This is a genomic window from Arcticibacterium sp. SM2516, assembly GCF_057914865.1.
Genome location: NZ_CP195290.1, coordinates 337,550 through 358,708 on the forward strand (window position 1 = coordinate 337,550; position 21,159 = coordinate 358,708).

The 21,159-nt window shown below is 38.1% G+C and carries 13 protein-coding genes; 5 read left to right on the forward strand and 8 right to left on the reverse strand.

Going from position 1 to position 21,159, the window contains the following annotated elements:
• Nucleotides 1-48 precede the first annotated feature (48 nt).
• A complete protein-coding gene (locus ACSBFT_RS01475; protein WP_489603058.1) occupies nucleotides 49-681 on the reverse strand; it encodes a histidine phosphatase family protein in 633 nt (210 codons plus the stop codon).
• Nucleotides 682-738: 57 nt separating this feature from the next.
• On the opposite strand from ACSBFT_RS01475, the gene ACSBFT_RS01480 reads away from it, so the two are divergent.
• From ACSBFT_RS01480 to ACSBFT_RS01490, 3 genes are all read left to right on the forward strand, one after another.
• Nucleotides 739-1,158, forward strand: coding sequence for a hotdog fold thioesterase (locus ACSBFT_RS01480; protein ID WP_463047320.1), 420 nt, complete (start codon nucleotides 739-741; stop codon nucleotides 1,156-1,158).
• Between the two features lie 21 nt (nucleotides 1,159-1,179).
• Nucleotides 1,180-1,941 carry a porin family protein gene (locus ACSBFT_RS01485; RefSeq protein ID WP_463047319.1) on the forward strand — a complete coding sequence of 254 codons (762 nt, stop codon included), beginning with the start codon at nucleotides 1,180-1,182 and terminating at the stop codon, nucleotides 1,939-1,941.
• Between the two features lie 124 nt (nucleotides 1,942-2,065).
• Nucleotides 2,066-2,707 carry a DUF937 domain-containing protein gene (locus tag ACSBFT_RS01490; RefSeq protein WP_463047318.1) on the forward strand — a complete coding sequence of 214 codons (642 nt, stop codon included), beginning with the start codon at nucleotides 2,066-2,068 and terminating at the stop codon, nucleotides 2,705-2,707.
• A 283-nt stretch (nucleotides 2,708-2,990) separates the two neighbouring features.
• Here the strand turns inward: ACSBFT_RS01490 and ftsH are convergent, their stop codons facing one another.
• Both ftsH and rsfS read right to left on the reverse strand, forming a co-directional pair.
• Nucleotides 2,991-5,066, reverse strand: a complete 2,076-nt coding sequence (gene ftsH, locus ACSBFT_RS01495; RefSeq protein WP_463047317.1) for an ATP-dependent zinc metalloprotease FtsH — start codon at nucleotides 5,064-5,066, stop codon at nucleotides 2,991-2,993.
• Between the two features lie 30 nt (nucleotides 5,067-5,096).
• Nucleotides 5,097-5,495 (reverse strand): ribosome silencing factor, encoded by a 399-nt coding sequence (rsfS, locus tag ACSBFT_RS01500; protein ID WP_463047316.1) that lies wholly within the window; start codon nucleotides 5,493-5,495, stop codon nucleotides 5,097-5,099.
• 95 nt (nucleotides 5,496-5,590) lie between these two features.
• Between rsfS and ACSBFT_RS01505 the strand changes: the two genes are divergently transcribed.
• Both ACSBFT_RS01505 and ACSBFT_RS01510 read left to right on the forward strand, forming a co-directional pair.
• The gene (locus ACSBFT_RS01505; RefSeq protein ID WP_489603060.1) at nucleotides 5,591-6,352 is read left to right on the forward strand and encodes a biotin--[acetyl-CoA-carboxylase] ligase; all 762 of its coding nucleotides are present in this window, start codon (nucleotides 5,591-5,593) and stop codon (nucleotides 6,350-6,352) included.
• A gap of 68 nt (nucleotides 6,353-6,420) precedes the next feature.
• Entirely contained in the window at nucleotides 6,421-9,069 is a 2,649-nt protein-coding gene (locus tag ACSBFT_RS01510) for an MGH1-like glycoside hydrolase domain-containing protein (protein WP_463047314.1), read from the forward strand.
• 72 nt (nucleotides 9,070-9,141) lie between these two features.
• On the opposite strand, the gene ACSBFT_RS01515 is transcribed toward ACSBFT_RS01510, so the two are convergent.
• The 5 genes from ACSBFT_RS01515 to ACSBFT_RS01535 all read right to left on the reverse strand — a co-directional run bounded on the left by ACSBFT_RS01515 (nucleotide 9,142) and on the right by ACSBFT_RS01535 (nucleotide 21,156).
• Nucleotides 9,142-12,189, reverse strand: coding sequence for a DPP IV N-terminal domain-containing protein (locus ACSBFT_RS01515; protein WP_489603062.1), 3,048 nt, complete (start codon nucleotides 12,187-12,189; stop codon nucleotides 9,142-9,144).
• Between the two features lie 22 nt (nucleotides 12,190-12,211).
• Nucleotides 12,212-13,669, reverse strand: coding sequence for a SusD/RagB family nutrient-binding outer membrane lipoprotein (locus tag ACSBFT_RS01520; RefSeq protein ID WP_489603063.1), 1,458 nt, complete (start codon nucleotides 13,667-13,669; stop codon nucleotides 12,212-12,214).
• A 25-nt stretch (nucleotides 13,670-13,694) separates the two neighbouring features.
• Entirely contained in the window at nucleotides 13,695-17,018 is a 3,324-nt protein-coding gene (locus ACSBFT_RS01525) for a SusC/RagA family TonB-linked outer membrane protein (RefSeq protein WP_489603064.1), read from the reverse strand.
• Between the two features lie 589 nt (nucleotides 17,019-17,607).
• Nucleotides 17,608-20,220, reverse strand: coding sequence for a DNA mismatch repair protein MutS (gene mutS, locus ACSBFT_RS01530; protein WP_489603066.1), 2,613 nt, complete (start codon nucleotides 20,218-20,220; stop codon nucleotides 17,608-17,610).
• 123 nt (nucleotides 20,221-20,343) lie between these two features.
• The gene (locus tag ACSBFT_RS01535; RefSeq protein WP_489603068.1) at nucleotides 20,344-21,156 is read right to left on the reverse strand and encodes a sialate O-acetylesterase; all 813 of its coding nucleotides are present in this window, start codon (nucleotides 21,154-21,156) and stop codon (nucleotides 20,344-20,346) included.
• Nucleotides 21,157-21,159 lie beyond the last annotated feature (3 nt).

Below are 21,159 nucleotides of genomic sequence, written 5' to 3' on the forward strand. Positions count from 1 at the left end.
GTTTTTTTTACACGATTGGAGGAATGCTTTCATGAGTGGAAAAAAAAGCTATACAGATATTAAGGAAAGGTGTTCTATATTATTTCTTTCTAAAATACTAAACTTATTTTCTGCATAAGAATATTCAAGCTTATATAGGCAAAGGTTTGAGTGTTTGAAAGTATCCATTTCTGAAATAGATGCTTCAGACAGGAATGTCAGTAAAATTCTTATGGCCCTCCCATGCATGGCTACCAGAACTGTCTCTTCGTTCTCGTTTTCTATGATACGATCTAAGGCTATTTTTTGTCGTTCCAATACTTCTTCTGGACTTTCTCCTCCTTCTAGACTCAAATGAGTTTCTCCTTCAGACCATCTTTTAAGAACGTTGAAATAAACTTCATCATCTGAGGGGTCAGGTTTTTTACCCTCTTTAGAACCCCATGAAATTTCATTAAGTCCTGGCAATATTTCGTGTGAAACACCATCATTTAAAAAGTTGATGACACTTTGATGCGTTCTTACCAGCTGTGAGGTGTAAACCTTATGAAAAGAGATGTGGCTGTAATGGTCATAAAAGGCTTTAGCTTGTTTATGACCCGTTTCATTTAAACTGGAGTCTATTCCGCTACCTTGAACGATACCTTTTTTATTGTAGTCCGTCTCGCCATGACGTATTAAATAGATAGTTTTCTTTCTCATTTAAATACCTTTGTTGAAACTTGTTTCCAAAAATCGTCCAAAAGTAAAATTTTCATAATGAAATTGACTACGAATTCTGAAAAGTTAAATGAAATCAGTAAAAATACCCTGAGCGAGCACCTTGGAATATTAATAACCGAAGTAGGAGTTGACTTTATTAAAGGAACAATGCCGGTGGATCATAGAACAAAACAACCTGCCGGTTTACTTCATGGCGGAGCATCCGTCGCTTTTGCAGAAACCTTGGGCAGTGTGGCTTCCTATGCCTTGGTAGAAAATGAAGGGAAAGCTATAGTGGGATTAGAAATTAATGCGAATCATATTCGTTCGGTTAAGGAAGGTCTTGTATATGGTAAGGCTAAAGCTGTTCATTTAGGAAGAAAAACTCATGTTTGGCAAATAGACATCACAGATGTGAAAGATAGGTTGGTTTGTACAGTCAGGTTTACCGTTATGATAATAGATCAGTTGGCTTAATTTTTGAAAGTTATTGATACAATGAAAAACATCATATTTTGCGTTTTAATCTTATCCTCATTTTTAACTAGAGGTCAAGAAGTCATTTCAGATACATTAGAAAGTAGGCCCGCCATTCCTGTTGACATGTCTGCCTATAAAAAGAATAGTTTTAAGTTTTCTTGGGGCTTAAGAGCAGGCATAAGTAAAACTAGAATAAATACGTCAAGCGGAGATGTTCTAAGGGTTACACCCAATGGAACACCTGTCGTAGGAGAAAATGGTATAGTTAGAGATGAGTTAGTTTCTAATACCGCTTTTGGAAATGGGTATCAGGGTGCAATTTTTGGAAGGTTTATTACAGGTTCTTTCTATATTCAACCAGAAGTAATTTATGGGCTTAAGGGTGGAAAATTTGATTTCCTAGACAAAAGTGGTAATCTTCTAAATAGAGTTGATGCTAAGTTTACGGCCATTGATGTTCCCATTCTTTTGGGATTAAGAGTGCGAGATGTAAGGATTTTTGGAGGTCCTTCTTTTTCCTACGCCTTGAAAAAAAATAAAGAGTTTGAAAAAGCATTATCACCATACACCAATCAAAACTTATCGGAGGATTTTTTTAACAGACCTATTCTTAATGGCGTCATAGGGCTAGGAATAGAATTGAAATCTTTCTTTTTTGATTTAAGATATGAAGGAGGAATAGCCAATTACGCGGAAACAACACTCGGTCCTGCGAATAACCCGATGAAATTTAACTTCACAACAGACCAATTTATTCTTTCTATAGGCTTTGTGAAATAACAAATATTTCTAAGTCTTAGGCGATTGTTAAACCATTAGATTACAGGAATAAAATAAGTACGTTGTGTATTTATTACCCCATTTTTTATATTTTTAAGGCTTTAAAACTTTAAACCAAATACAAATGGCGGGAATTTTAGATTTATTAAGTAGTGATTTAGGAAAGCAGATAATTTCTGGTGTTAGTGGGCAGACTGGTGCTCCTGCTAATAAAACAGCAGATGTTCTTGGAATGGCTTTACCAGTTTTAATGGGTGCCATGCAAAAAAATGCATCAACTCCAGAGGGTGCAGCGGGAATTTTAGGAGCATTAAGTGGTAAACATAATGGCGGAATCTTAGATAATCTTGGTGGTTTATTTCAAGGTGGAGTGGATGATAGTGTCGTTAATGACGGAGCAGGTATACTAGGGCACGTTTTAGGTGCTAAGCAAACTGGTGTAGAATCGGCATTAAGTCAAAAAACTGGTTTGGATATGAACACTGTTGCCCAAATCTTAAAAGTAGCTGCTCCAATCTTAATGGGCGTTGTTGGAAAGCAAGTGAGCCAGTCAAACGTAAATGATAGCAGTGGTCTTGGCAATGTTTTAGGAGGTCTTTTAGGCGGTGGAGCTGGAAGTAAGCAGCAAAGCCTTATTGAGTCTTTCTTAGATTCAGATGGAGACGGAAGTATAATTGACGATGTAGCTGGAATGCTTTTAAGCGGAGCTACTGGTCAGAAAAAAGGTGGACTTGGCGGATTGCTAGGTGGTCTTTTTGGAAGATAATAGAACCCCAAATTAAATATTAAACCCGGTTTATGCATTGGAGAATCGTAACGAGTTTTAAAGAGCAATAAATCAGACATTTAAACGAGATTAGCATAGCGGTTTACCCTGAGCTAATGTCGAATGGTTCTGGTGATGGAGTTTAAATGGGTTTACGAACTGATTTGAAGCAATTTAGCTACGGTCCCGATAAAATCGGGAGATTTTCTAATGAATAAACCGGTTTAAAAAAGCCGATGACGTTTAAAACGCATCGGCTTTTCATTTATCCACAAAACTGATTTTAACTTTCTGGAGTTACTTCTGTAGTACTTTCTGCTGGTTTTACATCTGAAGCGTTTTCATTTGCTAGAAGTTCAACCTCAGGTGTCTCTAAGACTTCAGGAACATCTTTCTTATCCATGTATTCCTGATAAGTAGTAAGTTTCTCAAAAGGTCTTTCTCCAATCAGGCCTACTAGATCACTTTGGAATATAATTTCTCTCTCTAATAAAGCCTTGGCTAAAATGTCTAATTCCTTACGTTTTGATAAAAGTAAGTCCTTCGTCATCTTGTAGGCCTTGTCTATTAACTTCTTAACCTCTTGGTCAATCTTCTGAGCGGTATATTCTGAATATGGTTTCGTGAACGAATAATCAGATTGCCCTTTAGAATCATGGAAAGATATATTACCTATTTCTTCATTAAGGCCGTATATCGTAACCATTCCGTAAGCCATTTTCGTGATTTTTTCCAAGTCACTTAATGCACCGGTCGAAATTTTACCAAAGACAATTTCCTCAGCAGCTCTACCACCAAGAGACATACACATTTCTTCAAAAAGCTGTTCCGTTCTGTATAAGAACTGCTCTTTAGGAAGGTATTGAGCATAACCCAACGCCGCAGCACCTCTAGGTACAATACTTACTTTCACTAAAGGGTTGGCGTGCTCTAGATACCATCCCGCCACAGCGTGACCCGCTTCGTGATAAGCTACTATTTCTTTCTCTTCAGGAGAGATAAGCTTGTTCTTTTTCTCTAATCCTCCAATCTCTCTATCAATGGCATCCATGAAATCTTGCATTTCAATAGACTTCTTACCTCTTCTTGCCGCTAAAAGTGCAGCTTCATTACAAACGTTGGCTATTTCTGCTCCAGCAAAACCAGGAGTTTGAGTGGCTAGTTTTTTGGCATCTACCTCGTCATTTAGTTTTAAAGGACGCATGTGTACTTTAAAAATGGCCTCTCGACCATTAATATCTGGAGCATCTACACTTATTTGTCTGTCAAATCTACCAGGTCTTAGTAAAGCTTGGTCAAGTACATCAGGTCTGTTTGTGGCTGCTATGATAATAATACCAGCGTCAGAACCAAAACCATCCATCTCTACTAATAAAGAGTTCAATGTGTTTTCACGCTCGTCATTTCCTCCAGGCATTCCACCTTTTCCACGAGAACGGCCAACGGCATCAATCTCATCAATAAAGATAATACATGGTGCTTTTTCTTTAGCTTGTTTGAAAAGGTCACGAACTCTAGCAGCCCCAACACCTACAAACATCTCTACAAAATCAGAACCTGAAAGAGAGAAAAATGGTACACTGGCTTCACCAGCTACAGCTTTGGCCATAAGTGTTTTACCGGTACCTGGAGGGCCTACTAAAAGAGCTCCTTTTGGTATTTTACCACCTAACTCGGTGAATTTCTCTGGCTTCCTTAAGAATTCCACGATCTCCGTAAGCTCTTCTTTGGCTTCTTCTAGACCAGCAACATCTTTAAAGGTAATCTTCACCTTATTGTCCGTGTCAAAAAGAGAGGCTCTAGATTTTCCGATGTTGAAAAGTTGACCACCAGGGCCTCCACCACCGGTCATTCTTGTCATTAAGAAGTACATTAGACCAAAGAATAATATCAATGGCAACCAATTGAATAAAGAGTTTAGAATATCTTCTCTATGTATTGGTTCTGGATATAAAGCAGCTTTTTTATCACTATCTATGTTAGCTTCTTTAATGAAGCTATTAAACTCGTTCATGAAGGCAAATTCAGAAACGATGTCAACTTTCATGTGTGGACCAGATGTAAACCTATTATTTCCTAAAAGGTTTTTATACTCATCTTTTTGTAGAGCTTCGCTCGATAGTGTTACTTCCACCACATTGGCATCGGTTACTACGGCTACTTTTTCTACCTCCCCTTTGAGGACCATTTGTTCCAAGTTTTTATACTTGATAGGAGAAAGTGATTTGTTATTTGAAAAATACATAACACCCACTATTCCCAAAATCAAAGCGGCAATTATCCAACCTTGAAATCCTGGACCGTTGCCGATAGGTAGTTTTTTCTTCTGTTTTGGTAAAGGATTCTTTTCCTCAGACATATATATTAAATATTAATTCTTTAAAATATTTTAATTGACCATTTCTTTGGTCGGTTTTAAATCGTCAGTAAAATAGGTTATATCGGCATCACCCCAGAGAGACTCAATATCGAAAAAGGCTCTTTTATCATTTTTGAATACATGAACGACCACGTCCACATAATCAATGAGAACCCATTCTTTACTCATTCTACCTTCTCTGTTCCAAGGATCTTGTCCGGTTTTTTTATAAACCACTTCTTCAACGGATCTAGAAATTGCATCTATTTGCGTATCGGAATTACCCGAGCAAATGACAAAAAAATCGGTAATGGCATTATTGATTTTTCGCAAATCCATTAAGACAACTTCACTTGCCTTCTTCTCGTGCATCCCTTCAATAATAAATTGACTTAGTTCTGTACTTGAAAGTTGCTTAGTTTTTTTCATTCAGTAATTTTTACAATAGTTTTGCATTTCTGTTAAAATGCACATTTATAAGTGATCTAATAATTTCTTATTTCAAACAGCTAAATTAAAGTAATTTGTACAAACTTCAGCCCAAAACACTATTTACAGGCAAAAATGCTATATATCTGCCAACTTGTCACTCTACTAACGATTCGGCTGCTGAAATAATTCAGAAGAGTGATATTACTGAAGGGACTATTGTCATTACTGACAATCAAACCCATGGAAAAGGACAACGTGGCAATACTTGGGTTTCTAGAAAAGGAGAGAATTTAACGTTTACGGTTATTTTAAAGCCAGATTTTATGCCTGTGGATGAGCAGTTTAAGTTGAATATGGCTGTTTCCCTTGCAGTAATAGAAACTTTATCTGAATATTTAGACGGAAGATTAAAAATAAAATGGCCTAACGACATTTTTTATGGAGATAAGAAGCTTGGTGGAATTCTTATTGAAAGTATTGTATCTAAGAAAGTTATGAGTTATAGTTTTGTTGGTGTTGGTCTTAATATAAACCAGCAAGAATTTTCTTTACCCCTTGCCACATCTTTGAAAAGGCTTACTGATAACGAGAATTATGATTTAAGTGAATTATTAACGAAGTTTTCGGAAAACTTGGAAAATGAATATTTAGCACTAAAAAACACTAAAGATGTCTGTCATAAGACCAGATATGTCAATAATTTATTCCGAAAAGATGAATGGCATCAGTTCAAAAACGAGAATGGTATTTTCGACGGAAAAATAAAAGGAGTAAATGAATATGGCAAATTGATAATCGAAACTAAATTTGGACTAAAGCAATTTGCAACAAAAGAATTTGAATATATCTATTAAAAAGTAGATATAACTGCAATGTAAGGAAGGCTAAAAGAATAATTTTGTAAAGGACCTAATTATATTCAATGAGGGATACAGTAGAGAAGAAAAGACTGGACGAAAGGCCAGATAACAGAGGCTGGAAAAAATGGGGTCCATACCTTTCTGCTCGTCAGTGGGGAACCGTTCGGGAAGATTACAGTGTCTATGGAGATAGTTGGAATTATGTCAGTCATGATATCGCAAGAAGCAGGACTTATAGATGGGGCGAAGATGGTATCGGAGGAATCTCTGATAATAAGCAACATATTTGTTTTGCTTTTTCTTTTTGGAATCATGAAGATCCTATTCTTAAGGAGAGATATTTTGGTTTAACAGGAGCCGAAGGAAATCATGGGGAGGATGTGAAAGAGCTATACTATTATTTGGATAGTACGCCCACGCATTCTTACATGAAAATGCTATACAAGTACCCAATTAAACTGTTTCCATATGAGGAAATACTTCAAGGAAACAGAGAACGAGGTAAAAAGGACAAGGAATTTGAGATTTTAAATACGGAGGCTTTTAACGATAATCAGTATTTTGATATTTACATTGAATACGCTAAAGCGGCCGAAAACGATATTCTTATAAAGTTAACGGCTTATAATCGTTCAGATAAGGCCGCCAAATTAACCGTTTTGCCAACTTTATGGTTTAGGAATACATGGTCTTGGGGCTATGAGGAGTTTTCTCAAAAGCCGATGCTAACAGGAATAGCAAAAAGTCAAGTGGAAGTAAGGCATCGCCTGTTTGACAATATGAAATTCTATCTTCAGGATGCCGATGAAATATTGTTTTGTGAGAATGAAACAAACATGGAGCGTGTATTTGGCAAGAAAAACACATCTTCTTTTGTCAAGGACGGCATCAATGAATATGTAGTAGAAGGAGATAAAAAGGCCATTAATAAGAATAAAATCGGGACCAAAATGGCTGGGCTTTATGAAAAGATGGTTCCTGCAAAGGGTAGTGTAGAAATCAAACTTAGATTTTCTAGCGAAACACACTTGGAAGATGCCTTTGGTGATTTCGAGAAGCTTTTTGATGTGGCGAAGGCAGATGCTGAAGATTTTTATGGCCAAGTTCAAAAGGATATAAAATCTGAAGAACAGAAAGGCATACAAAGACAGGCTTTTGCTGGCATGCTTTGGAATAAGCAATTTTACTATTATAACATGGAGCAGTGGGCTAATGGCGACCCTAAAATGCCGTTTAAGTTCACAGGAAGGGCTTACACCAGGAATGAAACTTGGAAGCACGCCTATATGCATAATATACTTTCTATGCCAGACAAATGGGAGTATCCTTGGTTTGCAGCATGGGATTTGGCTTTTCATACCGTGACTTTAGCCAGAGTAGATAGTGATTTTGCTAAAAGACAACTTGCTGTTGTTTTAAGAGAATATTACATGCACCCTAATGGTCAAATACCGGCTTATGAGTGGAATTTCTCTGATGTAAACCCTCCAGTACATGCTTGGGCGACTTGGAAAGTTTATGAACTGGACAAAAAACAGCGTGGCGGAGTAGGTGATATAAAGTTTCTGGAAAGAATTTTTCATAAGCTTTTATTGAATTTTACTTGGTGGGTTAATCAGAAGGACGAAGAAGGAAATAATATTTTTGGAGGTGGATTTTTAGGATTAGATAATATTGGTGTTTTTGATCGTAATGCTCAGATACCTGGCATTCAATTGAAGCAAGCAGATGCTACAGGTTGGATGGCCATTTTTACCTTAAATATGCTGAGGATTTCTTGCGAGATTTCTTTGGAAAGGCCTGTATATCAGGATATGGCGTCCAAATTTTTTGAGCACTTTTTGCATATTGCCGCGGCCATTAATAATAATATGGAAGAGGGAACTATAGGTCTATGGGATGAAGAGGATCAGTTTTATTATGATAAGATTCATACCCCAGAGGCAAGAACTATATTTTTGAAAGTAAGATCTTTAGTGGGGCTAATTCCGCTTTGTGCTGTGGAAGTTATTAATCAAGACTTGCTGGATAAGCTGCCGCAGTTTAAAATAAGGTTAGAATGGGTGTTGAAAAACAGACCAGATTTAGCTTCTCTTATTTCTAGATGGCATGAGCCAGGGAAGGGTGAAACGCATTTGCTGTCCCTTTTAAGAGGGCATAGGATGAAAATGGTTCTCAAAAAATTATTTAGTGAAGCTGAATTCTTATCAGATTATGGTATTCGTTCTCTTTCTAAATTTCATAAAGAAAACCCATTTGATTTTGACCTGAACGGTGAAAGATTGGAAGTAAGCTATAGTCCTGCGGAAACGGAACTTTCTATAATGGGTGGTAATAGTAACTGGCGTGGACCTATATGGTTTCCGTTGAATTATCTTATTATAGACGCTCTGCATAAGTATTCTCAATATTATGGGGACGATTATGAGGTTGAATACCCAACGGGTTCAGGCAAAATAACTACCATAGCTAACGCTGCCAATGAAATATCTAAACGACTGATTAAGATTTTTGAGGAAGACGAGACAGGTAAAAGGCCGGCTCTTCAAATAAATGAGCAGTATGATGAAGATGAGCATTTTAAAAAGCACCATTTGTTTTATGAGTATTTCAACGGCGACAATGGCGAAGGCTGTGGAGCCGCTCATCAGACAGGTTGGACAGGCTTAGTGGCAGATTTAATAGAAGAAGTAAACGTCTTTAAAAAGTGATTTTTTAAAACTGGGTATAAAGTAAAAAACTCAAGGGCAAGGCCCTTGAGTTTTTTTGTACATTGTTTTTGACTACTCCGGTCTGGCTAGAATCTCTTCCATAGAATAGGTGATTCCGTTTTTAATCACGTAGGTTACATTTAGTGCATCGGTGATTTCTTTCAGAGGGTCACCGTCAATGATAACCAAATCTGCCAATTTACCTTTTTCTATAGAACCTAAATCTTTACTTACTCCCACAGCGGTAGCAGCACCCATTGTAGCTGCCTTAAGTGTAATGTAAGGTGAAATTCCTGAGTCTACCCATGCGTGTAATTCTGAGTGCAAGCTATAACCATAAGGAATAAAGGGGCTATCTGTACCTGCCGTTACTTTAGCTCCAGCATTAATAAGCGTTTTGAGCGTCTCCTGAATGTTTGGAAAGTTACTAAGGTAGCCAGGGAATATTTTAGCTATTTGGCCCGCTCTTCCACGCATCTCGTCTACATAGTCCGTAGGATAGAAATTATTTAGCTGCTTGTTATCAAAATACCATGGGAGCTTTGCGGCCATGTGGTAAAAACCACCTTGTAAAGAAACGGTTGGTGTGATGTTCATTTGAGATTTTACCAAAAGTTCTACAACATCTTGATAGGTATGGTTCATTTTGGTAATCTTAGGAGAGTATCCTCTTCTACTTGTACCACCGATGTGTTCTACGGCATCTACGGCGTATCTCATAGCAGGGAAAATCTCGTGAGAAGAAACTGGTATACCGTTTTTATGTGCGAATGCCGTAATTTTCTTTTGAAGAATATCCGGCATTCTTACGTAAGTTTTGATGAGGTCGTAACCTAAGGCCACAGACCTGTCAAGTTCTAAGTCTAGCTGTGCAGAAGACTGTATACTGTTTGCCAGACCATAATAAATACGTGTACCATCTGTTAGTCCTCCTGTAAAGAATTCTCTTGGTCCCATAAGGCTTCCTGTATCCCAAGACTCTTTTCTTTCAAGAGCATCGTATGGGTCGGAGCCTGTTTCTCTTAAAGATGTAATACCATAAGATAACCACAAGCGACCAAGTTTTTCGCCTGTCATAGCATGCTGATGCGTATGCATTTCAAAAAGCCCTGGAATGACGGTTTGGTCTGATGCGTCAATGAATTTACCTTCTCTTCCAGCCTTATGCTTCTCAATAGCTTCAATTCTATTTTCACTGATGATGATATCCATGTCGGTTAAATATTTCTCTGATATACCATCAAATATTCTTCCGGCGTGGATAATTGTTTTGCCTTCTGGCTGCCCATAATCCCAATTAAAAGTTAATGGGACGGTTTCTGTGACCATGTTTTCAAGGTTTACTTTCTTTATCTGGTCTGTGGCCAGATAAACTAAGCTTTTGGAGTCGGATGACCAACTAGGCACTTCCGCCAGCTCATTTGTTATTCTGGTGGGAGGGCCTACAATATTTCCTTTTTTATCTACCTTGATAGTCCATAAAAGTCCATCTAAAACATAGGCCATGAATTTCCCATCTGGAGACCATACAGGGCCATTTTTAGCTCTCATACCTAGAGAACGTTCTTCCACAGGAGATATGAATTTCTCAGATTGGTCTTCTAAAGAAACCAATAAGATTTTATTAATACCCTCTCTAAATCTGCTAGAATAAACGTCAAGTGCAGATAGGGCAATGGTTTTTCCATCTGGTGACCAGCTAGGTTGACTAGGAACAAAAAGAGCTTCGTGAAGGGGTTCTATTTCTTTCGTTTCTAAGGTGATGGCCTGCAAAGCACCTTTACCCCAAATATTTCTAGCGTCTGCCATGTAAAACGCTATTTTCTTTCCATCTGGAGACCAGCTTGGATAGTTAATGTCCATATCCGATTTCTGAAGCTGCGTTTTTTTGCCAGTGGCGATTTCAAATAACCAGAGATTCATATTGCCAGACTCATCTGTTAAGTACGCTATTTGTTTTCCATCAGGAGACCATACAGGGTCAGAACAAATGAATTTGCTTTTTATAAGTACTTTAGGATTTGGGTTTCCTTCTTCTAAAATCCAGATGTCGCTTAAAGCCGAGAAAATGTATTTTTTACTGTCAGGGGAAATCGACAAGCCTTTTATGCCTTTCACTTTTTTAGGTAAGCCGGCATCAAAGTCATATTCTTTTCTTTTGTAAGAAGGTTTGACTACCGTAAGTTCCGCCTCAAAAGAAATGGTCGTGAAGCCTTTTTTCCCTTTCTTCGCTTTTTTTATTTTCCCATCAGCCGTGTAAATGTAATCTTCTGATGATAACCAGCCGGTTCTAAAAGGAAATACATCTTCGCTTGGGTCTGTAATAATTTGGGTCGTTCCTGTGCTGATATTCACAAGCCCCAAGCCACTAAAGTCTCCCGTAAACTCATTAAAGTAAATCGTTGAACCAAGCTTATCCCAAGATGGTGCGGATAAAGCACCATTTCTTTTTGAAATTAATTTTGCCTGTCCTGTTTTGTCTAATATATATATTCCTGGGGCATCCTTTTGTTCCGAAACATACGATATTTGAGCACCATCTGGAGAGAAAGCAGGACAGTATTCATTGGCTTCATTGCTCGTAAGCTGCGTTACTTTACTGCTTTCTAAGTCTATTTTGAAAATGTCGTAGTTGTCATAAACGTCACTAGAGTAAATAATTGACTTTCCGTCTGGAGACCAGTCGGGCTCTCTTTCGTCAAAAACACCATGGGTTATTTGAGTCAAATTTGTACCATCTTTGCCAACAGTCCAGATGTGATAATAACCATCTCTAAAAGATTGAAACGCTATTTTATTGCCATCTGGTGACCAAGTAGGTTGACGGTCATCACCCATTCCGTCTGTCAGTTTCTTTGCTTTTCCTCCAGTGGCCGGTAGGAGCCAAATTGTTCCTTGTAAATCCATAGTTATACTACCATTATCTGGAGAAAGAGCCATGGCCATGTTGGTTCCTTCGGTGACAATAACCTTGGTGGTATCTGACAGGGAAGAAGCCTTTGCAGATATACTTATAGATAAGGTAAGGAATAAAAAGAGATGTATTTTTTTGAAAATGAAATGTCGGAATTTATCTAATGAGCAGATGCTCTGCTCATTAGATTGATGGTATTTATTCATGTAATTGGTTTGAGGGTTACTTTTATAATGAATTAAGCGGAGTAGGTACAAAAACACCTGGAACTGGACTAGGAGCACTTGTATTGGAATTTATTTCGGCTTCGCTATATATCATTCGCTCTGGTAAAAGCTCTCCTTGGGTTGGTGTTAGTTTCACGCCAAAGGTCTCTTTTCTAGTTCTTCTTAAATCATTAAACCCAAGTATCTGACCGTTAAAAGAGATGTATCTCTCAATAAGAATCTCTTTAAGCAAGGCTTCTGAGCTACTTGTTCCAGAGGTGTTCAGTATGCCACCGCTTTCTAAGTCCTGAGTGGTATAGGCTTCATATTTATAAGCATAACCACTTGACAAATAGGTTGGGTCTAATCCGCCGCCAGTATTTAGATAAGCTCTGTAAGTGTTTAGGGCTGCTAGAGCCTCTGCTGTTTTACCAAGTCTAGCTTTTGCTTCTGCCTGTGTCAAGATGTTTTCTGCATAAGTTACAAGAGGGTAAGAGGAAGTTTGTCCGAAAATGCCTCTTGAAGAGCTCGTGCTATTTATGTTTGGCATTACAGGAATAACCGTCCCAGTAGAGCTTACTGTAATGTACTGATAATTATATCTAGCGGTCTCATCTGTTTTTACGTTTCCTTTGTAAAGGTCAGAAGCTGGGTTAAGTAACTTTGGAGCCAAAGCACTACTTGCGTTTACATCCCCAACTCTATTTCTTCCAATAAACGCATACATGAAATTTTCGTTTGCATTTAATGAGTTTCCGTGAGGTACCATCATAGACGAGGCGTTTGTTGAAATTCCTTTAAGGCTGGCTGCCTCTGCTAATGCATATTCGCCAGTTTCCATATAGAACCTAGATTTTAATGTATATGCCGTTTGAAGCCACTTTGCCGAATTACCATTAAAATAAATGTCTGCCACACCTGGAGAAGAGCCAATGCCCGTTTCTAGATCTGCTATGGCTTCATCAAGCAATTTCTGTAAGCTGCCGTAAACAGAAAGCTGAGATTCAAAGGCAGGGTTAGGGAACTTCGTAATATTAGAAGCCTCTGTAAATGGAATGTCCCCAAAACATGCTGCTGCCGTACCTAGAGCATTAACCTTGGTGATTTTGGCTATGGCCTGAAGCAACTTGTTGTTCGTTAGTTCCGCTTTATTGATGATCAACCTGGTTTGTTCTACCACACCTTGATATACAAACCCCCAAACATTGTTAAAATCGGAACCTGTAACATTATAGCTACCCATGTCCTTATACTGTCTGTCGCTTCCAGTCATATAACCAGACCACATGGCGGCTACCCTAGATAGGTGGCCCTCTTGTACAGCGACATTACCTAGCTGAGCTGCCGTAAGTAAAAGTGTGGCCGAAGCATCGGTAGGGTTATTGGGATCTGTATTTAAGTTGTCTACTAGTTTCTCACATGAGAATGTCACTGATAAGACGAAAAGTAGAATTAGTATATGAAATGTATTTTTTCTCATTGTTCAATATTTTTTCGATTAACTTTTAGTAATTAGCTCTCAAAGAGAAGATGAAAGAACGTGTGCCTGGAGAATTGAAGTAATCCATGTTTCTTCCAGCAGGTACTCCAGAGATGTTGGTGTCTGGGTCTATTCCAACCACTTTTGTCCATAGGAAAAGGTTACGTCCTGTGAGTGAAAATTCAATAGACTGAAGTTTGGTTTTCTCTCGGAACTTTGGCGTGTTAAGGGTATAAGAAAAGGATGCCTGTCTAAGTCTAGTCCAGCTACCATCGTCTACAAATTGCTCTTTAAGGGAGCCAAAACCACTACCTAATGTAGTATACCATTGTTGGTCTAGTAATACATTTCCAGCTCCAAAGTCTTCAATGTTTCCTCTTACGGTGCTTCCTGCGGCAATAGTTCGACCAGCATAATTTTTTAAGTCTTCTGTCAATGTAACCTCGTTGCCTGTATCTGCATGTGTACCAAAAGTGTACATCACACCTCTGGTTCCATTGAAGTAATCGGCACCTTGAGAAGTTTCAAATAATACATTTAAAGAGAAGTTTTTATACTTAACAGTAGAACCTATACCTCCAATCCAGTCAGGGTTTGGATTTCCTACAACCCCTGTTGTTGGGTCTGCCGTCGGGAATCCGTTAGCATCTAAAACTCTTTCGCCAGATTCGTCTACGGCGTATTTACTGCTCCAGAAAACGCCAACTGGTTCGCCTACAACAGCTCTTGCATCAAAAAAATCGTTAATACCGCCTTGTAAGAAAAGAGACTGTGTTCCTGCTAAATCAAGTACCAAGCTGCGGTTTCTTGTTAAGTTAGCATTGACGCTCCAGTCTAAGCTTTTCTTCTTTAGTATATCATAGCCTAATTCCATTTCAATACCTTTGTTTTGAAGAGAAGCAGCATTGGTGTATTTGGTAGAGAAGCCTGTAGTAGGAGCTAAGGTAACGGGTACTAATACATCTTCTATTTTGTTATAATAGTAAGTAGCAGAGGCTTTTAACTTACTTTTTAATAGTCTTAAATCTACCCCTATTTCATATTCTGTTTTTCTCTCAGGCTTAAGATATTGGTCTCCCAATGAGCTTCCTTGACTGAACGCTCCGTTTCCAAACTGAGCTCCAACGAGGTTGTCTCCCCAAGGGCTAGCCGTATAAGTAGTAGAAGAAAAAACTGTGTTAGACCTGTAAGGTAAAGGCTGAACACCCACGATACCGTAAGAAGCCCTTAATTTACCGAAGTTTAGAAAAGAAAGGTTGCTAGCGAAATCATGATTTGTAAAAACCCAAGCTAAATCTGCAGATGGGTAGTAAAAAGTCTTATCTGCTAGGCTACCAAAAGTAGAGGCCGCTTCAGCTGCAACAGATAGATTTAAAAACAGATAATCTTTATAACCTAAATTACCTGTGGCGTATGTTCTTGCCGTTTTAACAGTACTTCTACTGTTTACTGGATTTTTGTTTGATGTTACGGCATTTGAAAAGTTAGCTGGAGCATCTGCAATAAGGAAATTTGTGATGCTGGCACCAATATTATAATACGCCCTGCTGTTATAATTCATTCCTAGAATTACTGCACCAAACAAATCTGGGCTAATATCTCCAGATATTCTAGCTAATACATCTGCGTTGAATTGATTCTCTTTGGTTATTTGGTCTTGATAGTCTCCATTGCCAGCACCTCTGATATCATTTACTGGAAAGTAATTGATTTGGTTATCGGTGTAAGTGTCAATACCAGCTCTTCCTATGATATTAAGCCATTTGGTTGGTTCGTAGTTGAGTTCTGCACTATTTATGAATCTATCCACTTCTGTAGAATTGGTTTGCTCATAAAGAGCCCAAAGTGCGTTGTTGTTTGGTGGATTGGCTCTTGCACCAAGGTAACTTCGATAGCCTCTTTGTCTGTTTTCAATTGGAGAAGCCAATGCACTGCTATAATAACTTCCTTTGTAATCAGAGATATCAAAATCTGCAGGGTTACGTGCTAGACCTACCATTCCGCCAGAGAGATTGTTTCCTCTTTGAATTCTGTCAGAAAAACTCTTGACATAGGAGGAATTTACGCTTAATTTGAAATTATCAGTAAACTGACGCTCCGTATTTAGCCTTATGGAGGTTCTGCTGTAGTTACTATTCCCTCTCTGAATCCCTTTTTGTCTTACGTCTCCTACACTAAAGAAGAACGTGCCTTTATTGTCTCCTCCACTTATACTAAGAGCGTTATCCCAGTAAGTTCCAGTTTGAAAAACTTGGTCGTAGTTTGAATCGTTATATACCTCAGTGGAGTTTTTAGCGAGAATAGGATAGTAAAGTGTACCATCATCAGCTTTGAAATATTCTCCGCTGGTATTTACTTCGTCTGCTGCTCCTGAACGGTCTGCTATTTTATCACCCCATGCACTTGAAGCATTAGCATTATAGATGCCATTGGAGCCTTGTCCAAAAGTGTCCTGAAAAGGATGGTATTTGTTTATTTTGTCAGCAGAGAAGGTGGAGCTAAATGATACCGACATTTTTCCTTCCTGACCTTTTTTAGTGGTGATAATGATGACACCGTTTGCTGCCCTAGAACCCCAAAGTGCGGCTGCAGAAGCACCCTTTAAAATCTGCATAGATGCTATATCATTTGGGTTAATGTCATTCAGCCTAGACTGAGGCACCACTCCTCCAGAGCTTCCACCTTCTGTTGTGCTACTGATGGGCACACCATCTATAACCACCAAAGGCTGTGAGTTTCCCGTCAAGGTATTCTGACCCCTTATTTGGATAAAGGAAGCCGCACCTGGGTCTCCAGCCGCTCTTGAAATTTGAACTCCGGCAGCTTTTCCTGCCAATCCATTTATAAAACTAGATTCCCCAGACTTCACTATTTTATCTCCAGAAACTTGACTGCTTGTGGATCCTAATCTATCCGCTTTTTCTTTAAATCCTAAAGCAGTTACCACTACTTCTGAAAGGGTTTTGTTAGAAGGTGCCATTCTTATTTCAAATACACTTTGATTTGAAAGAACGACCTCCTGGCTTTCGTAACCAATGGACGAAAAGACTAATATTCCTTTGTCTTCACTAATGTTTAATTGAAACTTCCCATCGGCATCTGTTAGGGTTCCAGTGGAGGTTCCTTTTAAAACGACACTTACTCCAGGGATGCCTTCATCACTGGTGCTTTCCATCACTTTTCCAGAAATGGATTTTGCTAATTTGTCAATGTTAAACGACGGCTCCGTTTTTACGTTTGCTTCCGCAATTTTCGAATTTATGCTCTTCGAGCTATAAATGGGTCTTGCAATTCCTGTTTCTATGGCGAACAGGAATAAAATTAATACAGGAAAATAAAGTTTTCTCATTCTCTTTGACGATAAACGGTTTAGTAAATTTCATTTAATAGCATTGTGGATTTAGCTATTTTTAATGATGGTGGAGAATTGAAATGCCTACCATTTCAGAAGTTAAACTCCTGTAACGTTCCAGTGTTTCTCTGAGATGGTCTATTTATTTTACGATCCAAAAGAGAAAATTAAATTCTTTATTATCAATATTAACAACATCAAAGTATTGAGTATTCTATAAAAAGTAGAATATAATTACTGCTAAATGCAATAAATGACATTTAAAATTTGCTTTTGACCAGTAGTGGTCAATGTGACATGTCTAATTAGGACTTAATTGATTTATTATGAGATATTTTGGGGCTAAATATGCTAAACTATTAATTCAAGAGTATCATCTTTTAGATTTTGGGGACGAAAAGCAACTGACGCAATTATTAGAGTAAGATTTGTTAGAATGTATGCTTACGTAGAAGATGAAGAAAAAAGAGAATGTTCAGTATCGAACTTTGGCCAGAAAAGGCAGTTGTGTATTTTGCAAGAAGCCCACTTTCCTGTAGACGGAAAGAGGGCTTCTTTTTTTTTAAATTACTCCTATGGGAAGGACTTAGCCTAAAATTCTTTTCAATTCATTTAGCTTCAAAAGAGCTTCAATAGGGGAGAGGGTATTAACATCAATAGCCTCCATTTTTTCTTTTAACTCCTGCATTTTAGGGTCTTGGGCATCAAAGAAACTGAGCTGGAAGTTGTTTTTGGGAGCGTCTTTAATTTTCTCAGAGTTTTTTTCTTTGACTTGGTCTTTTTCTAAATGGTGAAGTAATTCGCTAGCTCTTAGAACTATGGATTGCGGCATTCCGGCTATTTGAGCTACGTGTATACCAAAACTGTGTTCGCTTCCGCCTTCTTTCAGTTTTCTAAGAAATACCACTTTTCCGTTTACTTCTTTTACAGCTACATTAAAATTCTTTATTCTTGGGAAATCTTCTGTAAGTTGATTTAACTCGTGGTAATGTGTGGCAAAAAGGGTTCTCGGCTTAAATTTCTTATTATTATGCAGATACTCCGAAATACTCCAAGCTATACTTACGCCATCATAAGTACTGGTTCCACGTCCTATTTCGTCCATTATTACTAAGCTCTTTTCGCTTAGATTGTTTAAAATGGATGCCGTTTCGGTCATTTCTACCATAAACGTGGATTCGCCTCTAGAAAGGTTATCACTGGCACCTACGCGTGTAAATATTTTATCCACCAAACCTATACGAGCAGATTCGGCAGGGACATAACATCCTATCTGTGCCATCAGTACGATTAAGGCGGTCTGTCTTAATAAGGCCGACTTTCCAGCCATGTTAGGACCGGTTACAATAATTATCTGCTGCTCGCTGTCGTTTAATATGAGGTCGTTGGGTACATAGCTTTCACCTAAAGGCAATTGGTTTTCTATGACTGGATGCCTGCCGTTTTTAATGTCCAGAATACTGGTATCGTCAATAGTGGGTTTGCAGTACTTGTTTTCATTGGCAATTACAGCAAACGAGGCCAATGCATCTAGAGCGGAAATCGTTCTTGCGTTCTGTTGGATTTGTGGAACAAACTCTCCAGCAGCGAGTACCAGCTCATTATAAATACGGAATTCTATATCAAAAATCTTACTCTCTGCCGTTAAGATTTTTTCTTCGTAAACCTTTAATTCTTCGGTGATATATCTTTCCGCGTTGACCAAGGTTTGCTTTCTTATCCATTCCGCTGGTACTTTGTCCTTATGGGCATTTGAAACTTCCAAGTAATATCCAAATACCTTATTATAAGCTATTTTTAAAGAGCTGATACCAGTATTGGCTGATTCTCTCCTTTGAATACCGAGTAAATAATCTTTCCCCGAAAATGCTATTTCATGATATTCATCCAGTTCAGGGTCAACTCCCGTTTTTATCATTCCGCCACGGTTGCTTACATGTGGGGCATCATCTTTTATCTGTTCCGAAATTCTTTCAACCAGAAATTTACAATCGGCTAGTTGGTCAACGTATTTTTTGAATATGACATTTTCTTCACTCAGCTTTTCTAGAATTTCTTTCAAAGGAGCCATTTGTTTTAGGGCTCTGTTTAGCTGGACTATTTCTCGTGGGCTAATTCTTCTCACCGCCACTTTAGATATTAATCTTTCTAAATCTCCTATGGGTTTCAGTAAAGACTGTACTTCCTCCAGCTGATCACCTTGATTAACAAATACCTCAACGGTATCTAGTCGGTCTTGAATAGGCTTTAAGTCCTTTAATGGAAGAACTGCCCATTTTCTAAGGCAGCGAGCTCCCATTGGGGTAATGGTTTGGTCTAAAATATCAATCAAAGGAACCCCGCCCTCATGCTGCGGGAAAACCAGTTCTAGATTTCTAATGGTAAACTTATCAAGCCATACAAACTTATCTTCGTCTAGCCTGGCAAGATGAGAGATGTGATTGACGTCTCTGTGCTCTGTGTCTTGTAAATATTGTAAAATGACGCCTGCTGCAGTAATACCATCTTTTAAACTTTCTATTCCAAAACCTTTGAGGGTAGTGGTATTAAAATGTTTGGTCAGTAGGGGGTAGGCAAAGTCATACGTGTAAGCCCAATCGTCAAAAGTATAAGTGTTAAATTGGTCACCAAAAAGCTCTTTAAATTTGGCATTATTTTGTTTACAGTAGAGGACTTCTGCTGGTGCAAAGCTCTGTAGCAGTTTATCAATGTAAGATGCAGAACCTTCTGTGCATAAAAATTCCCCTGTAGATATATCTAAAAAAGAAATGCCATAATTCTCTTTGGAGCCAAACTGAATAGACGCTAAATAGTTATTTTGTTTGGTATGTAGGACATTGTCATTATAAGAAACACCTGGTGTCACTAACTCTGTTACCCCTCTTTTTACAATCCCTTTTACTGTTTTTGGATCTTCCAGTTGGTCACAAATAGCCACTCGCTGACCAGCACGGACTAGTTTAGGTAAATAGGTATCTAAAGAATGATGTGGAAAACCCGCTAATTCTTGATTGGAACCACCATTATTTCTCTTGGTAAGTACAATGCCTAGAATTTTGGAAGCTTTGATAGCATCTTCTCCAAAAGTTTCATAGAAGTCTCCTACTCTAAAGAGCAACAAAGCACCAGGATATTTGGACTTTATTTGATTGAATTGCTTATTTAATGGAGTTTCTTTTGGACTTTTTGATTTTGCCATTTGGGGTTAAAACAACTTTTTTTGAAGATTCACTAAGTATCAAAATTAGCTAAATTTTGATGGAATTGATATCAATTATTCTCCTTTTAGGAATTGACTTGACTCAATCAATTCCTATGTACATTATTTGGTTATCAAAACATATTTTTCAGCAAATCTTTTACCCATTTTTCGCTGACTCTCAGTGTCAAAATGTAAATTATCGCCCTTTTGATTGAGATCTCGTGTGCTTATGAAATCTGTATATTTATTCTTTGATGATAAAGCATGAATTTTGTTATTTAGTTCTAGCCAATTTTCGGACTGACGATAGCCCCCTAATTCACCCATGATGATGGGGAGTTTTTTATGGCCAGTATCTTTTCTGAATTGTTTGAAAAGTGTTTCTATTCTAGTGCTATATTCAGGCAGAAAACGATCATTGGCATCACTCTCACCTTGATGCCAAATAAGGCCTTTAATAGTGCCATACTTCTTTCCAATCGCCACTTTTTCTTTGAAATTAGTTAATAATTGAACCCCTCTATAGGTAGAATCGCCCACCCATTGTGTTGTAGAACTTCCACCAATCGCAACTGGAAGCATTAAAATACTTACATCTTCAGGGATTTCTAGAAGAAGGTTTTGTGCAAAAGAAAGTCCGCAGTCTAGTCCTGTATTATTAGGTTCATACCAATGAAGGGGTTCTTTAGCTAAGATGATTTCACTTTTTGAGTTAATTGAAAGGATTCGTTCTTGGCTTAATGTGTCTTGTGGTTCTACAAAACCTCTTCCTGCCATATTCGACTGTCCAGCCATAATAAACACCCAGACTTTACTTTTGTCTGGTATTTCTGTAGCCTTTTCTTCTGATTTTGGAAAGTTAAGCTTCCAGTTTTCCTGCGAGAAACTGTTTATGGAGAGTATAAATAGGAGGAGCGTGAATGTTATTTTCATTTG

What these genes read in the sequence shown, in the direction of transcription:
- ACSBFT_RS01475 (WP_489603058.1), bottom strand. Translation starts at nt 681, where the DNA reads ATGAGAAAGAAAACTATCTATTTAATACGTCATGGCGAGACGGACTAC.
- ACSBFT_RS01480 (WP_463047320.1), top strand. Translation starts at nt 739, where the DNA reads ATGAAATTGACTACGAATTCTGAAAAGTTAAATGAAATCAGTAAAAAT.
- ACSBFT_RS01485 (WP_463047319.1), top strand. Translation starts at nt 1,180, where the DNA reads ATGAAAAACATCATATTTTGCGTTTTAATCTTATCCTCATTTTTAACT.
- ACSBFT_RS01490 (WP_463047318.1), top strand. Translation starts at nt 2,066, where the DNA reads ATGGCGGGAATTTTAGATTTATTAAGTAGTGATTTAGGAAAGCAGATA.
- ftsH (WP_463047317.1), bottom strand. Translation starts at nt 5,066, where the DNA reads ATGTCTGAGGAAAAGAATCCTTTACCAAAACAGAAGAAAAAACTACCT.
- rsfS (WP_463047316.1), bottom strand. Translation starts at nt 5,495, where the DNA reads ATGAAAAAAACTAAGCAACTTTCAAGTACAGAACTAAGTCAATTTATT.
- ACSBFT_RS01510 (WP_463047314.1), top strand. Translation starts at nt 6,421, where the DNA reads ATGAGGGATACAGTAGAGAAGAAAAGACTGGACGAAAGGCCAGATAAC.
- ACSBFT_RS01515 (WP_489603062.1), bottom strand. Translation starts at nt 12,189, where the DNA reads ATGAATAAATACCATCAATCTAATGAGCAGAGCATCTGCTCATTAGAT.
- ACSBFT_RS01520 (WP_489603063.1), bottom strand. Translation starts at nt 13,669, where the DNA reads ATGAGAAAAAATACATTTCATATACTAATTCTACTTTTCGTCTTATCA.
- ACSBFT_RS01525 (WP_489603064.1), bottom strand. Translation starts at nt 17,018, where the DNA reads ATGAGAAAACTTTATTTTCCTGTATTAATTTTATTCCTGTTCGCCATA.
- mutS (WP_489603066.1), bottom strand. Translation starts at nt 20,220, where the DNA reads ATGGCAAAATCAAAAAGTCCAAAAGAAACTCCATTAAATAAGCAATTC.
- ACSBFT_RS01535 (WP_489603068.1), bottom strand. Translation starts at nt 21,156, where the DNA reads ATGAAAATAACATTCACGCTCCTCCTATTTATACTCTCCATAAACAGT.